The 15,111-nt window shown below is 65.5% G+C and carries 10 protein-coding genes; 8 read left to right on the forward strand and 2 right to left on the reverse strand.

Translation table 11 applies throughout. The annotated features are described in order from the left end of the window. Window positions 1–79 precede the first annotated feature (79 nt). Complete coding sequence (locus FHS75_RS13170) at window positions 80–640, forward strand: SAM-dependent methyltransferase (RefSeq protein ID WP_218845260.1); 561 nt, start codon at window positions 80–82, stop codon at window positions 638–640. A gap of 10 nt (window positions 641–650) precedes the next feature. Here FHS75_RS13170 and FHS75_RS13175 read toward each other — a convergent pair whose 3' ends face one another. Together FHS75_RS13175 and FHS75_RS13180 are read right to left on the reverse strand one after the other, a co-directional pair. Beyond that, on the reverse strand, window positions 651–2,621 hold the full coding sequence (locus tag FHS75_RS13175) for a tetratricopeptide repeat-containing sulfotransferase family protein (protein ID WP_179408170.1): 1,971 nt from the start codon (window positions 2,619–2,621) through the stop codon (window positions 651–653). Between the two features lie 82 nt (window positions 2,622–2,703). Then, on the reverse strand, window positions 2,704–5,337 hold the full coding sequence (locus tag FHS75_RS13180; RefSeq protein WP_179408171.1) for a TonB-dependent receptor: 2,634 nt from the start codon (window positions 5,335–5,337) through the stop codon (window positions 2,704–2,706). 422 nt (window positions 5,338–5,759) lie between these two features. On the opposite strand from FHS75_RS13180, the gene FHS75_RS13185 reads away from it, so the two are divergent. The 7 genes from FHS75_RS13185 (at window position 5,760) to FHS75_RS13215 (ending at window position 15,110) form a co-directional block, all read left to right on the forward strand. Continuing rightward, window positions 5,760–7,295 (forward strand): BCCT family transporter, encoded by a 1,536-nt coding sequence (locus tag FHS75_RS13185; protein ID WP_218845261.1) that lies wholly within the window; start codon window positions 5,760–5,762, stop codon window positions 7,293–7,295. 52 nt (window positions 7,296–7,347) lie between these two features. Continuing rightward, on the forward strand, window positions 7,348–8,700 hold the full coding sequence (locus tag FHS75_RS13190; protein ID WP_179408173.1) for an MBL fold metallo-hydrolase: 1,353 nt from the start codon (window positions 7,348–7,350) through the stop codon (window positions 8,698–8,700). A 226-nt stretch (window positions 8,701–8,926) separates the two neighbouring features. After that, complete coding sequence (locus FHS75_RS18195) at window positions 8,927–9,664, forward strand: helix-turn-helix domain-containing protein (protein ID WP_179408174.1); 738 nt, start codon at window positions 8,927–8,929, stop codon at window positions 9,662–9,664. 538 nt (window positions 9,665–10,202) lie between these two features. Further along, complete coding sequence (locus FHS75_RS13200; RefSeq protein ID WP_229735608.1) at window positions 10,203–11,171, forward strand: HlyD family secretion protein; 969 nt, start codon at window positions 10,203–10,205, stop codon at window positions 11,169–11,171. After that, window positions 11,171–12,886 carry an ATP-binding cassette domain-containing protein gene (locus FHS75_RS13205; protein ID WP_179408176.1) on the forward strand — a complete coding sequence of 572 codons (1,716 nt, stop codon included), beginning with the start codon at window positions 11,171–11,173 and terminating at the stop codon, window positions 12,884–12,886. Before FHS75_RS13200 ends, FHS75_RS13205 begins: the two co-directional genes overlap by 1 nt. Further along, a complete protein-coding gene (locus tag FHS75_RS13210; RefSeq protein ID WP_229735609.1) occupies window positions 12,883–14,007 on the forward strand; it encodes an ABC transporter permease in 1,125 nt (374 codons plus the stop codon). Before FHS75_RS13205 ends, FHS75_RS13210 begins: the two co-directional genes overlap by 4 nt. Then, window positions 14,004–15,110, forward strand: coding sequence for an ABC transporter permease (locus tag FHS75_RS13215; protein WP_179408177.1), 1,107 nt, complete (start codon window positions 14,004–14,006; stop codon window positions 15,108–15,110). Before FHS75_RS13210 ends, FHS75_RS13215 begins: the two co-directional genes overlap by 4 nt. Window position 15,111: the final 1 nt, after the last annotated feature.

Here is a 15,111-nt window from a genome sequence, read left to right on the forward strand (position 1 = left end):
TCGGAACCGGTTCGATGCGCCGTCGTGGCGGCCGGGCGGCATGCTGTCAAACCGTCGATGCATGCTATACTCGTCTGCGATGCCTCAGTTCGCCCCACTGCTTCTCGGTGCGCTCGCCTTTTCGCTAGCCGCGACGCAGTCCACGCCCGTCGACAGCGGACAGTCGGCTCCACCCGACAAGCAGCCCGATGTCGTTTACGTGCCGACGCCGGAGCCGGTAGTCAGCGTGATGCTGCGCATGGCGAACCCGAAGCGCGGCGAAGTGCTCTACGATCTCGGCTCGGGCGACGGACGCATTCCGATCAAGGCTGCCAGGCGCTACGGCATTCACGCGGTGGGCATCGAGATAGATCCGGAGCTTGTCGAACAGGCGCGCGCCAATGCCGTCGAAGCGGGCGTCGACGATCGCGTGGCGTTTCGCCAGCAGGACCTGTTCGCAGTCGACCTCTCGGAAGCGGACATCGTCACGCTCTACCTGTTGCCGGAACTCAACCTCAAATTGCGCTCGAAGCTGATCGAGCAACTGAAGCCCGGGGCGCGCATCGTCAGCCATGCCTTCGACATGGGCCAGTGGGAGCCGCACGACGCCAAGCGGGTGCGCGGCAGGGTGGTCTATCTCTGGACAATTCCCGAACCCTGAGGAAAACGCGTCAAGCGAGGTCGCCCAGCGCCTCGCGCAAGTCGCCCAGCCACGGCTCGAAGGGCTTCCACGCATCCATCCCGGAGCGGTTGAGCGGCTGGCGGACCTGTTCCGAACTCGCCGTGCGCACCGCGCGCTCGGTCCGGTGGAATTCGAGGCACCGCTCCTCGAAGGGCAGGTCAAGGTAGTCGAGCATCCGGCGCACCTGCCCTTCGAGGTCGTCGAGCACGTCCTCGTGCCGGACGCGCAGCACCCGGCCCGGCAGCACGCGGTCCCAATGGCCCATCAGCTGCACGTAATCGCGATAGTACCGACCGATCTCGGTCAGGCCGTACGTGAACTCCTGCCCCTCGGCGAACAGCTGCTTGAAGCCGGAAAAGCAGCAGTCCATCGGTGCACGCCGGGCATCGATGATCCTCGCGTTGGGCAGGATCAGGTGGATGAGCCCGATGTGCCGGAAATTGTTGGGCATCTTGTCGATGAAGAACGGCGCGCCCTGCCTGTGGATGCGCGTGTTCTCGATATACTGGCGGCCCATTTCCGCCAGCTTCCCGGGCGGGAGGTCGCGCAGGATGTCCGGGTACTGCGACGCGCCCGCCTTGCGACCGCGCAGCCGGTGCGCAAGCGCGAGAATGTCGGGAAGCTCCAGCGTTCCGTCGACCTGGCTGTGCGAAGCGAGGATTTGTTCGAGCAGGGTGGAACCCGCGCGCGGCAGGCCGAGGATGAAGATCGGGTCGGGCGAGGGTTCGCCCGCGCCGGACTTCTCCTCGAACAGGTCGCGCGTGCAGACCTGGGCCTGGCGGGCCAGTTCGGCGCTCATCCGGTCGGCATCGTATCCGCTCTGCCTTCGTTTCAGGCGGTTGCCGTCCTCGTAGAAGCGAAAGCTCTGCGCGAAGTCCTTCCGGTCCTCGTAAGCCTTGGCGAGCGCGAACGAGATGTGGACCCGGTCCATGAATCCGAGGTCGCCGCGTTCGACCTGCCCGCGCATCAGTTCGAGTTCGGCATCCTCGAAGCGGTAGGTCTTGAGATTGGCGAGCGCGTACCAGGTGTCGCCGTGCGCCGGAGCGACGTCGAGCGCGGACCGGTAGGACGCTACCGCCTCGTCGCGCCGTCCCGCCGTCTTCAGCGCATGGCCGCGCGAAGTCAGCGTCGCCGGGTCGCGCGGCAGTTTTTCGAGAACCGCGTCGAACAGCTCGAACGCGCGGTCGTAGTCGCCCGTCTGCATTGCCTCGATCGCGAGGTGCGACTGGAACAGCGGATTGCCGGGGTCGCTTTCGCAGAGCCGTTCGGCTTCCTCGAGCGCGCGGGCGAATTTTTGCCGGGCGCGAAGGACCTGGATGTAATCGAGCCGCAACTGCGCATTGTCCGGTTCGAAGGACACCGCGCTTTCCAGCAGGAATTCGGCATCGTCGAGGACGCCGAGGCGCTTGCCGATCTCGGCGAGCAGGCGCATGGCCTCGGTATCGCGCGGATTGCGGCGCAAATAGTGGCGGCAGATCTCCTCGGCGCGCAGCGGGCGACCCTCGTGGAGGTGGTTCGTCACCGCGAGCAGTTCGCGTGGCATCGTGCGCAGGCGCTCTGCCTGCGCGGTCGCGGCGCGGGCTTCGCTATCCCGGCCCGTGCCGGAAAGCAGTTCTGCCTGCGCGCGCCAGCTTGCCTCGAGCGCGGGATTGTAGCGGCAGGCCGCGCCATAGGCTGCAAGCGCCTCGTCGCGCCGGCCTCGCGCACGGGCGAGGTGGCCGTGCTCCTGCCATGCGCGTCCGTATTCGGGAGAAGCCGACTTGAGCCGCGCGAGGAACCCCGCAGCCGCGTCGAAGTCCCTCAGGTAGCGGGCAGCGACGGCGGCGAGGTAGAGCGCCTCGGCATCATCGGGGGAGGAGCCGAGCAGGGCGACGGCCAGCGCTAGCGCATCGTCGAAGCGGCCTTCCTTCAGCGCGACCTGCGCGTCGCGAACCGCCGAATTGTCGCCTTGCGTCGCCATGGCCCGCCTCATGCCCGGAAATGCGAACGGCGGGCAAGGCCGATCCGCCTTGCCCGCCGCTCCCGTTCGGGTCGCGCCTCGCTCAGTACTCGAACGAGACCCGCACGCCGCCTGTCAGCGGACGGTTGGTCGTGATCCGGGCCCGGTCGTAATAGAAGCTGCCCGCGATCTGCGCGCGCTCGTCGGTCAGGTTCTCGCCGAAGACTTCGACCGACCACATGTCGCCGCGCAGCCCTGCGGTCAGCGAGAACGTCGTGTAGCCGTCGAGCTTCAGCTTGTTGATCTCGATGATGTCGGTGAACTTCGAGGACGAATGGGTCACCTGCGGCATGATGTGCGCCGTCATGTCGCCCACTTCCCACTCGTACCGCACGCGCAGGTTGCCCTGGAACTTGGGCGCGTAGGCAAGCGGCGCCCCCCTCACGACATCGTCGGTCGGGGTCAGGACGTCGGTGATCTTGGTGTCGAGCAGCGAGAACGCGCCCGCCACAGTGAGGCCGGGCATCGTGTAGGGCGCGAAGGTGAAATCGCTCTCCAGCCCGTAGATGCGCGCATCCGCCGCATTGTCCGAGAAGAACAGGTTGGTGATGCTGGGATCGAAGATCGTGGTCTGCAAACGGCTGATGTCGACGTAGAACGCACTGCCGTTGAAGCGCAGCTGGCGGTCGAACAGCTCGGTTTTCCAGCCGATTTCGTAATTCTTCACCTCGTCGGTTTCGAGTTCGAAGGGGACCGTGAAGCCGTTCGGGCCGAGCGCGCCGCCGGGACGGTTGAGCAGGCCGGGGCGGAAGCCTTCCGAGTAGGTCAGGTAGAACAGCGTGTCCTCGGTCGGAGTGACGGTAATCGTGCCCTTGAGGATCGTGCCCTTGGTGCCCGCCGAATCCGGCGCGGCGAGCGCGTTGAACACCTGCGTCGCCTGCGCTTCGGACAGGCCGGCGGCCATGATGTCCGCAACCGTGTCGCCCGCCGAGAAGGTCTGGCGAAGATCGGCGCTGCACGATCCGATGAAGGTGTACTGTCCGTCGCCGTCGTAGAGGTCGGAGATGTTCGTGCCGAACGCATCCGCATCCTGCGCCGCGCCCGAGTTGCAGAACGAGGAGTTCGCCGTACCCTCGAAATCGACGTCGATGTCGTAGTAGCGCGCGCCTACGGTCAGGGTCAGCAGGTCGGGAACGACGTCGAAGCTGGCCTCTCCGAAGATGCCGAACTGCTCGTCCGTGCGCTTTACGTCGTTGCGGAAGATCGTGCCGGTCGGGAACGGTCCCGCATCCGACCGGTAGGCGCCGGCGAACGGGAAGTTGGGTGCGAATGCGCCGAACGGATCGGCGATCGCGCTGCCCGGATAGACGTAGTCGTTGCGCTCCTTCAGGGTCAGGTCCTGGTAGAAGACGCCCGCGGTCAGGCGGATCCGTTCGGTTTGCGGCGTGTTGACGCGGAATTCCTGCGTGAACACTTCGGTGCCGCCATCGGACGTGACGTAGAGGTTCGGCGCCTGGCAGGTGCCCGACGGTGCCGCGTCGCCCGGATAGGTCACCGACCCGTCGCAGATGTAGTACGGCAGGTACTGACCGGCGAAGAGATAGTCGGTGTAGTCGACGCGCTGGTGCGTCTCGCGGTCGGTGTAGGCGCCGGTGTAGACGATATCGAGCATCGCCAGACGACCTTCGACCGTCCACGAAGTGTTCGAGAAGTCGTCCTCGAGCCGGTCGTCCTCGAAACGCTGGATTTCGAGATCGTCGAGCCCCAGTTCGGGGTCGGCGAAGAACACGCCGTCCGATTCCACGCTCTGGCGCATGTGCTGCACGGTGATCTTCCAGTCGGGCGAGACTTCATACAGCGCGCTGACGCGGAAGCCCGCGTACTGCGTGTCGTTGAAATTGTCCTGGACCAGGCCGGCATTGTCGGCGGCAAGGAAGTTGACGCCCGAAAGATCGGAGGTGCCCTGGAAACCGGCGCGCTGCGGACTGACCGGCACGCCGTTCGCGCGCACCGTCCCGGCGGCGCGGAAGCGGGCGCTTCCCGCTGCCGTGCGGGTACCAGCGACATTGTCGATGTAGCCGCCCTGGTCGTCGAGGAAGGCGACGCCGCGCAGCGCGAAGCTGTCGGTCACCGGGACGTTCAGCATGACCTCGCCCTTGTAGCTGGTCTCGCCGCCCTTGGTGAACGAGGTTTCCGCCTTTGCCTTGGCCGCGAACCCGGCAAGGCTGGGCTTGTTGGTGATGAGCCGCACGACGCCCGCCTGCGAGGACGCTCCGAACAGCGTTCCCTGCGGACCGCCGAGCACTTCGATCCGCTCGAGGTCCGCAGCATAGACGTCGAGGTTGCGTCCAGGCTGCGCGAGCGGCTGGTCGTCGAGGTACATCGCGACATTGGGGGCAAGGCCCGCGACGCCTGCGGTGGTCAGGTTCGGCGTGGTCGAGGCCAGGCCGCGGATATAGATCGTCGACTGACCGGGGCCGCTGCCGCCCGCGGTCACGCTCGGAAGCTGCTCGAGATAGTCGTTGAAGGTGTTGACGCCGAGATTGTCGAGTTCCTCCTCGCCGATGGCGTTCAGCGAGACAGGCACGTCCTGCAGGTCTTCGCTGCGCTTCGTCGCGGTGACGATGATTTCCTGAAGGCCGCCGGTGCGCGCGGGAGTCGCTTCCTGCGCCGCTGCCGGTGCGGCGATCGCCATGGCCAGCGCGCCGATGGATGCGCCGCTGCTCAGCTTCGACATGATTCTCTTTCCTCTTGTTTTTTCGAACCCAGGATTTCGAGCGCGCAGGACGGATCGCCCCGCGCGAAAACGCGGCACTGCCGGATCGCGCGACGCGCGTCCGAAACGCAAAAGTATGCCCAGTGATGAACGGATTCCCGTCCCCGCGGACGGCCCGTTAGGGGAAATGGAAAATAAAATCCATAACTTCTTATGCAAAAATGCACGAAGTATCATCGGGGCGTTGCATGAACACAACACCGGGCCTATTCGGTTTTCACGCTGTGGACTGTCGCCGGATGGCCTGCACGGGACGATACCGTTCGTTTGCAGGGTCGCTTCGGGTCTCTGACATTCGTTCCAATTTCGGAAGTAATATATAATTCAGTCCGAATTTTTATTTTAAGGAGTACTTCGTGGCTGCAAGTCAAGGCGGAGCTGGATTGAGCTCGGACACGTTCAAGCCGACCGTCTTCTTCGGGGCGATCTCGCTGATCGGGGCGCTGATCCTCTTCGCGGTTCTCGACGCGGGCGCCGCCGGACGAAGCTTCGACGCGGTGCAGGGCTATGCCACCCACAACTTCGGCTGGCTCCTCGTGCTGACCGCCAACATCCTGCTGGTACTGTGCGGGTGGCTGGCCTTTTCGCGCTGCGGAGATGTGCGCCTGGGCGGTCCCGACGCCGAACCGGACTACAGCCGGGCAACGTGGTTCGCGATGCTGTTCAGTGCAGGCATGGGCATCGGCCTGCTGTTCTACGGCGTCGCGGAACCGGTCATGCACTTTTCCAACCCGCCCACGACCGCATTCTCGACGCCGGGTGCGTTGCAGCCGCAGGGCCTTGCCGGGAACGCGCAGCACGCGATGGGACTGACCTTCCTGCACTGGGGCCTTCACGCGTGGGCGATCTACGCGATGATCGGGCTCGGCCTTGCCTACGTCGCCTACAATCGCGGGATGACGCTTTCGATCGGCAGCTTCCTGACCGCCGCGTTCCCGCGAATGCCGGCGCTTCTGGTCGATGCGATCGACGTGCTGGCGATCACCGCCACTGTCTGCGGGGTGGCCGCCTCGCTCGGTTTCGGGGCGTCGCAGATCAACGCCGGGCTCGACCTGCTGGCCGGTATCGAACAGAGCGGCGTGTCGCAGGGCATCATCATCGTGGTAATCACCGCGCTGGCCACGCTGTCTGTCGCGCTCGGGCTCGACAAGGGCATCCGTCGCCTTTCGGAAATGAACATGGGGCTGGCGGTCGCGCTGGCGCTGTTCGTGTTCATCGCGGGGCCGACGGTCTTCCTGCTCGACGCGTTCGTGCAGAACATCGGCTATTACATGCAGCGCTTCCTCTACCTTTCCACGTGGACCGAGACCTACGTGACCGAGGACTGGCAGAGCGCCTGGACGATCTTCTACTACGCCTGGTGGATCAGCTGGTCGCCGTTCGTCGGCATCTTCATCGCGCGCGTTTCCTACGGACGGACGGTGCGCGAATTCCTGGCGGGCGTTCTCCTCGTCCCGACGCTTTTCACGTTCCTGTGGATGACGGTGTTCGGCGACAGTGCGCTCTACATCGAACTGTTCGGCGACGGCGGACTTTCGGAGGCGGTAAACGCCAGCATGCCCGATGCGCTCTTCGCGTTCCTCGGGCACTACCCGTTCAGCCAGATCGCTTCAGGGCTCGCCATCGTGATCGTCGCCACGTTCTTCGTGACTTCGGCGGATTCGGGCGCGCTCGTCACCGCAATGATCGCGTCGGGCGGGCACCATCATGCCGGGTTCCTGCCGCGCGTGACCTGGGCGATCGCCATCGGGCTGCTCGCCGGGGTGCTGCTCTGGTCGGGAGGGATCGGTGCATTGCAGACCGCGGCCATCGTCACCGGCCTGCCGTTCGCGCTCGTGCTGCTTGCGCTTGCCTTCGGGTTGCTAAGGATGCTCGGCGATGCCGAGCCGGGCCTCAAGCGCACGCGGCGCGGGACCTGAGGCAAGGAACCGGGGCCGGCCCTCCGCGCTTTCCATCGAAAGGAGGCGTTCGATGTTGCTCGAGAAGATCAAGACACCCGGACTTTCGCACTTGTCATATCTCATAGGTTCCGGAGGCGAGGCGGCGGTCGTCGATCCCCGGCGCGACTGCGAAATCTACGTCGAAAAGGCGCGGTCGCAGGGGCTGCGCATCACCTACGTGTTCGAAACGCACCGCAACGAGGACCTTGTGTCGGGCGCGCCGGTGCTCGCCGCGATGACCGGCGCGAAAGTGCTGCACGGGCCCAATCCGGCAGGCGCGGTCGCCTATGCCGATACCGCGCGCGACGGCGACCGGTTCGGGATCGGGCAACTGCGGATCGAGGCGATCGAGACCCCCGGTCACACGGACGACCACCTGGCCTTCGCGATTCACGACACGGCGTACCCGCAAGGGGCGGTGGGCGTCTTCACCGGCGACGCGCTGTTCGTCGGAGACGTCGGGCGCACCGATTTCTATCCCGATCGCAAGCGCGAGGTGGCCGGAATGCTGTGGGATTCGCTGCACAGGATTCTTGCGCTAGGCGATCAGGCCATTGTCTATCCGGCGCACGGGGCAGGGTCTGTCTGCGGATCGGGCATGGCCGAGCGCGAGTTCTCGACCGTGGGCCACGAACGGCGCAACAACCCGCGCCTGCAATTCGAAAGCCGCGAGGCCTTCGTCGACTTCAAGGTAGCCGAAAACCATTACCAGCCGCCCTATTTCCGGCTGATGGAGCGCCTCAACCTCGAAGGCGGGGAAGCCGTCCCGCGCGTGATGGCGCCAGAACCGATGACGCTGGCCGCGCTGAAGGCATGCGGTGCCGATCACGTGATCGACGTGCGCGAGCCGATGGCCTACGCCTCGGGCCATCTTCCGGGCAGCATGTGCCTCCCCGTGGGCATGATCCCGGCGTTCGCTGGCTGGTTCATCGGCGAAGGGGATTCGATCGCGCTGGTCGGGTCGGACACCGGGCAGTTGCACGGCGCGGCCGAGCACCTCTCGCGGATCGCGCTCGACAACATCGTCGGCGGATACACCGGCATGGTGCCCGCAGCGGCGGCGGGAACCGCGATGTCGGCGACGCCCATGATCGGCACCGAGGAGGTCTCGCGCCGGCTGGAAGGAAACGCCGACAACTGGACGCTGCTCGACGTGCGCTCGATCGACGAACGCAAGGAAGCCGCGATCGACGGGTCGCTGCACATCTACGCGGGCGAACTCGCCCCGCGCTGGCGCGAACTCGATCCTGCTCGCCATTACACGCTGATGTGCGCAAGCGGCATGCGCGCGACGGTCGCCGCGGGATGGCTGCAGAGCCGCGGATTCACGAATATCGATGTCTATCTGGGATCGATGGGCGCGTGGTCGGCTTCGAAGAATTAGGAAATTGAACCGTCGGGGCGCTGATATCTGTCCAGCGTCAATTTATAACCCAGGTTATAATATTTGAGAAATCGGCATATTATTTTTTCATAACATTGATATTATCCATCTTTTAAGAAAATAAATGGAACCGCGAGAGCGCTCGTATATTAATGTAGATGTGGAAGACTTTTTCGGAGATATTTCAATCGACATGGATCGCGGCCTTCAAAGCTCTGCTAGCCTGGTGCCGGATCGACGCCACAATTCGGGCAACGTGCTCGATGCATTTTGCACCCGTCTGGAGGAGTTGTCGCGTGAGCGGTACGACGAGGTGCTGGAAGACTGCGTCCTGGAGAAAAAGTCGACGGACTCGGACAAGCCGATCTGGGCAGAGGCAGACGCGGCGAGCAAGATATACATCCTGTGTTCCGGCGCGGCCTACAGCTTCACCATCCTGCCGAACGGTCGACGCTATATCAGCGATGTCTTCGGACCCGGCGCGATCTGCAACTGGAGCCGGCTCGGCGTGGGCGAGTTGCCTTGCGACATCCTGCTGAAAGCCGCGACCGGATACGTCGCCATCCGGCCCGACAGACTGGCCGAAGCCTTCCGGACAAATCCGCGCCTGCACAATGCGGTGCTGCGTTTCCAGCACGCGCGCGCCCTGCGCTGCTCGCAGCGGACGCGAACGCTGGTGGTCGGTCAGTCTACCGATCGCTTCATGCACTTCCTTCTGGATCTGCGGGACGAGTTCGGCCGGCGCCATCTGGAACCCGAAGGCTCTACCATGGTCGAGACCCCGCTATCGCAGCGCGAGATCGCGGACCTGCTCGGCATAACGCCGGTCCACCTCAGCCGCACGATCCAGGCGCTGGCGTCGCAGGAGCGCCTTTCGCGAGACGGACGGTTCTTTCAGATCCGCGACACGCCAGCCGAGGTCGAGCGCCTCGAATACAAGCGCTTCTTTTCTCGCAGGGGTTGATCCACCTTCTTTTCGGGACCGTCCACCAGCCAGTAACTGCACGATCCGCTGCCCTGGCGACGCAGTTTGCATACCGTCTCGCCGCGTGAAATCAGCGAAGCCTCGTTCACGTGGGGCTGCTGTTCCAGTATCGGAATCACGAAACCCGGATCGGGCGCCGTAACGACGCGCCGTTCGATATCGCGGCTGCCTTCTCGGCGCATCAGCAATTCAAATCTTTCCATGGCGACCCACCATTGTTGAAGGAGCCGCTCCCGTGCGACTCGGCTGAATGCTTCGGCAATACTGATACGCGCCCCGGAACTTCGGCAACATCAAATGTGAACCAGTCACACGAATCGTATCGTCGATACACTCTTCCAAGTATTTCCGTTACAATGTGATCAATCCACACACTTCCGGTTCAGGTGGTGGCGGTACGAAAGCCGAAGCTCGCTGCTTGACCTGTCGAGCCCTGCGCGGGCATGGCGTGCCATCGGCAAGGGGAGTTGCGGGCGCGACGATGGATCGACGCAGGCTTTTGATCGGCTTGGCCATTGTGGCCCTTATCGTGGCGGCGCTGTTCACCAACGGCTTCGGGCTCCTGGGCGGGCGTGACGGTCCGCTGAAGCTTTATGGGAATGTCGACGTCCGGCAAGTCGATCTCGCCTTCCGGGTTCCGGGCCGGATCGAGGCCATCGGGCCCGAAGAAGGTGAGAAGGTCAGGCAGGGCGAAGTCCTTGCCGAGCTCGATGCGCGGCCCTTCGCCGATGCCGTCGCCGCTTCGAGTGGGCAACTCGATGTCGCGCAGGCAGAGCTTGCAAAGGCTCGGTCGGGCAGCCGGCCACAGGAGATCGGGCAGGCCGAGGCGCGGCTTGCCGAAGCGCGCGCTGCGCTCAACCGGGCGCGGGACGATTACAACCGGCGCTCCGACCTCGTCGAGACAGGCGCGATCAGCCGCCAGCTCTTCGACGCGACGCAGGCCCAGTACAGGGCGGCGCGCGCGCAGGTCGAACAGGCCGAGGAAGCGCTGTCGTTGGCGCGCGAAGGCGCGCGGGCAGAAGACCGGCAGGCCGCCGCCGCTCAGGTCAAGTCCGCCGCGGCGCAGCGCGAAAGCGCGCTTACCAATCTCGAGGACACCCGGCTTGTCGCGCCCAATGCGGGAACGCTTCTCACGCGCGCGCGCGAGCCGGGAGCCATCGTCCAGCCGGGCGAGACGGTGCTGACGCTCACGATCGACCGGCCGGTGCGCATCCGTGCCTACGTCGGCGCGGACGACCTGTCGCGTATTTCGCCGGGGATGAACGTGGAGGTGACGGCGGATGGCAATACCCGTACCTACAAGGGACGGATCAGCCAGATATCGCCGACGGCCGAATTCACGCCGAAGACCGTGCAGACCGAGGACCTGCGCACCGACCTCGTCTACCGGGTGAGGGTGCTCATCGGAAATCCCGACGATGCGCTGCGGCAGGGACAGCCGGTGACCATCGCCGTGCCCGGCGCGCGCCCGCCAGCCGACGATTGATGGCACGGCCCGTCGCCAGCGCGCGGGGCGTCGTCAAGCGTTTCGGCGAGGGCGCGCCGCCCGCGCTCGACGGCGTGGACCTCGTGGTCGAGACGGGGAGGATGACCGGCCTCGTCGGCCCGGACGGCGCGGGCAAGACGACATTGATGCGGATGCTGGCCGGCCTCGTCGATCCGGATGCCGGGGAAATCCGGATCGAGGGGTGCACGCCCGACGAGATGGACCGCAGCCGCATCGGCTACATGCCCCAGCGTTTCGGCCTCTACGAGGACCTTTCGGTCTCCGAGAACCTCAATCTCTATGCAGACCTGCGCGGCCTTGCCGAGAACGAGCGCGAGGAGCGTTTCGCGATGCTGCTGCGCTTCACCGACCTCGCTCGTTTCCAGCAGCGGCTGGCCGGCAACCTGTCGGGCGGGATGAAGCAGAAGCTGGGCCTTGCCTGCGCGCTGGTTCGCGAACCGGCGCTCCTGCTGCTGGACGAGCCGAGCGTCGGCGTCGATCCCGTGTCCCGCCGCGAACTGTGGGCGATGGTGCGCGAACTCGTCGGCGAAGGAATGGGCGTGCTGTGGTCGACCGCCTACCTCGACGAGGCGGAAAAGTGCGACAGCGTCTACCTGCTCAACGAGGGCGGCCTCCTGTACGACGGCCCGCCCGGCGACCTGACCGGACCGCTCGAGGGCCGGGTCTTCCGCATCGCGCTGCCCGAGAAGTCGCGACGCTCGACCCTGCGACGCGCGCTCGACGACGAGGCAGTGGCGGACGGGACCGTCCATGGCGATGCGGTCCGCCTGCTCATGCGAAAAGGCGGCGACGTGGCGACCGTCGCCAAGCCATCCGGCGCGGACGACGCGAAGCCGGTACCGGCCCGGCCCCGCTTCGAGGATGCCTTCGTCGACCTGCTCGGCGGCGGTCCGGGCGGATCGTCCGACCTTGCCGACGCCTATCGCGACATTCCGCCCGACGATACACCCGCGATCGCCGCCGACGGGCTGACCAAGCGTTTCGGCGATTTCACCGCCGCGCACGACATCCGCTTCACCGTCGGGCAGGGGCAGGTCTTCGGCCTTCTCGGACCCAACGGCGCGGGCAAGTCGACGACCTTCAAGATGCTGTGCGGCCTGCTGACTCCCACGGAAGGGTCGGGCGCTGTCGCCGGCTACGACCTGCGCCATGCACGGGCGGAAGTGCGCCAGTCGCTGGGCTACATGGCACAGAAGTTCTCGCTCTACGGCGATCTTTCGGTGCGCCAGAACCTCGACTTTTTCGCAGGGGCCTACGGGCTGGGAGGACGCCGCGCGCGCGAGGCGATCGGCCAGGCGATCGAGACCTTTCACCTCCAGCGCTACCTCGGCCAGAACGCCGGCGGGCTGCCGCTCGGCTTCAAGCAGCGCCTCGCGCTCGCCTGCGCGGTGCTGCACCAGCCGCCGGTGATCTTTCTCGACGAGCCGACCTCAGGCGTCGATCCCATCGTGCGGCGCGAATTCTGGACGCACATCAACGGCCTGGTCGAACGCGGCGTGAGCGTGCTCGTCACCACGCACTTCATGGAAGAGGCCGAGTACTGCGACCGGATCGCACTGATCTATCGCTCCGAACAGATCGCGACCGGAACCCCGGACGAGCTGAAGGCGATGGCCGGGGACGGGGACGCGACGATGGAAGACGCGTTCATCGCCCTGATCGAGGCGAGCGACGCCAGGCGAGAAGCCGCGTGAAGGCTGCGTCCTCCCTGCGCCGCCTGCGGGCGATGATGGTCAAGGAAACGCGCCAGATCCTGCGCGATCCGTCAGCGTTCCTGATTGCTTTCGTGCTGCCGATGACGCTGCTGTTCCTGATGGGTTTCGGCGTCAACCTCGATGCCAGCAAGACCCGCACCGGCCTTTCGCTGCAGGACGACGGCGCGGCCGCGCAATCGCTGGCGGGCGCCTACGCCGGATCGCGATACTTCGATATTCGCGCCGTCGGCAGCGTCCGGCAGCTTCGCGAGCGGATGGTGGCGGGCGACATCCGCGCGATCATCGTGATCCCGCCCGATTTCAGCCGCGACACGGCACGCGGCGGCGGCACGATCCAGGTCATCACCGATGGCTCGGTCCCCAACATGGCAGCCTTCATCGCCGCCTATTCCGAAGGCGTGCGCGCTACCTGGGAGGCAAGCCGTGCCGCCGATGCGGGACGCCAGCCGACGCCGCCGATCGCGCTTTCCGCCCGCTTCTGGTTCAATCCGGAACTGGCCAGCCGCAATTTCCTCGTGCCCGGTTCGATCGCCGTCGTCATGACGATGATCGGATCGCTCCTCACCGCGCTCGTCGTCGCGCGCGAGTGGGAGCGCGGGACGATGGAGGCGATCATGGCGACGCCGGTGCGGATGGGAGAGCTGCTGGTCAGCAAGGTGCTGCCCTACCTTGCCCTCGGCCTCGGCTCGATGGCTCTGTGCGCGGTCGTGGCGGTGACGGTCTTCGGCGTGCCCTTTCGCGGTTCGGTCGGGGCGCTGATCGTCATCTCGACCATCTACCTCTACCCGGCGCTGTGCCTCGGGCTATTCATTTCCGCCGCGTTCAAGAACCAGTTCGTTGCCAGCCAGGTCGCGCTGCTCACCGCATTCCTGCCGACGATGCTGCTTTCGGGCTGGATCTTCGAAATTTCCTCGATGCCCGCCTGGCTCCAGGGCCTGACCTACGCGGTGCCGGCGCGCTACCTGATCCCGCAGCTCCTCACCGTGTTCCTTGCAGGCGACGACTGGCTGCTGTTCCTGCCGAACATGGCGGTCCTGTTCGGCTTCGGATCGTTGCTCCTGTTCCTGTGCATCCGCGCGACACGGCGGAGGATCGCATGATCAACTCGCGGCTGAGGGCGATCATCGTCAAGGAGATCTGGGCGATCATCCGCGACCCGCGCGCGCGCATCCTGCTGATCGCGCCACCGGTGGTGCAGCTTTTCCTGTTCGGCTTCGCATCGACGATGGAAGTCGACAACATCCGCATCGGCGTGCTCGATCTCGACGGCGGGCGCTGGAGCCGCGAGGTGATCGAGCGGATCGGCGGCAGCCCGAACGTCGCCGAAGTGCGCCTGCTCCGCTCCGATGCCGAGATGCGCGATGCGATCGACCGGCAGGAGGTGATTGCCGCGCTGCGCTTCCCGCCGCAGTTCTCCGCCGATGTCGCGGCGGGACGCGGCGGCGTGATCGGCGGGGTGTTCGACGGCAGACGATCGAACGCGGCGCAGATCGTGTCGTCCTACGTCCAGACCATCGCGGGCGAAGTGGGAGCGACCGCGGTCCCCATGCGCGCGCCGCCGGGCGGGCAATCGATCGTGCGCAACTTCTTCAACCCCACGCTGGAGGACCAGTGGTTCGTGCTCCCGGCGCTCGTCGCCATCCTTGCATCGGTTTCGGTGCTGCCCACCGTTTCGCAGTCGGTGGCGCGCGAGCGCGAACTGGGGACGTTCGACCAGCTCATGGTCTCGCCGCTGCGCACGTACGAGATGCTGACGGGCAAGATGATCCCGCCGATGATCATCGGCTTCGTCAACGTCACCGCGTTCATGATCATCCTGCCGCTCGTATTCGGCGTTCCGCTGACCGGATCGCTGGTGCCGTTCTACCTCGCGCTCATCGTCTACCTCGCGGCGCTGAGCGGGCTGGGGATGTTGGTATCGGTGCTCAGTTCCACGCAGCAGCAGGCGTTCCTGGGCATATTCGTGGTCATCAATCCGCTGATCATCCTTTCGGGATACGCCAGCCCGGTCGACAACATGCCCGGCTGGATGCAGGGAGTGGCCGCGACGAATCCCGTCATGTGGTTCCTGAAGATTTCGGAAGGCACCTTCCTGATGGCCATGCCGGCGAGCGAGGTGCTTGCGAACACCTGGCCGATCGCGATCATCGCGGCGGTGACGATCACGCTGTCGGCGGTCCTGTTCCGGCAGCGCATGGAGTGAC

Source organism: Novosphingobium marinum, assembly GCF_013408095.1.
Classification (GTDB): Bacteria; Pseudomonadota; Alphaproteobacteria; order Sphingomonadales; family Sphingomonadaceae; genus Novosphingobium; species Novosphingobium marinum.

Coding starts and splice junctions, on each gene's coding strand:
- FHS75_RS13170 (WP_218845260.1), top strand. CDS start 80: ATGCCTCAGTTCGCCCCACTGCTTCTCGGTGCGCTCGCCTTTTCGCTA.
- FHS75_RS13175 (WP_179408170.1), bottom strand. CDS start 2,621: ATGGCGACGCAAGGCGACAATTCGGCGGTTCGCGACGCGCAGGTCGCG.
- FHS75_RS13180 (WP_179408171.1), bottom strand. CDS start 5,337: ATGTCGAAGCTGAGCAGCGGCGCATCCATCGGCGCGCTGGCCATGGCG.
- FHS75_RS13190 (WP_179408173.1), top strand. CDS start 7,348: ATGTTGCTCGAGAAGATCAAGACACCCGGACTTTCGCACTTGTCATAT.
- FHS75_RS13205 (WP_179408176.1), top strand. CDS start 11,171: ATGGCACGGCCCGTCGCCAGCGCGCGGGGCGTCGTCAAGCGTTTCGGC.
- FHS75_RS13215 (WP_179408177.1), top strand. CDS start 14,004: ATGATCAACTCGCGGCTGAGGGCGATCATCGTCAAGGAGATCTGGGCG.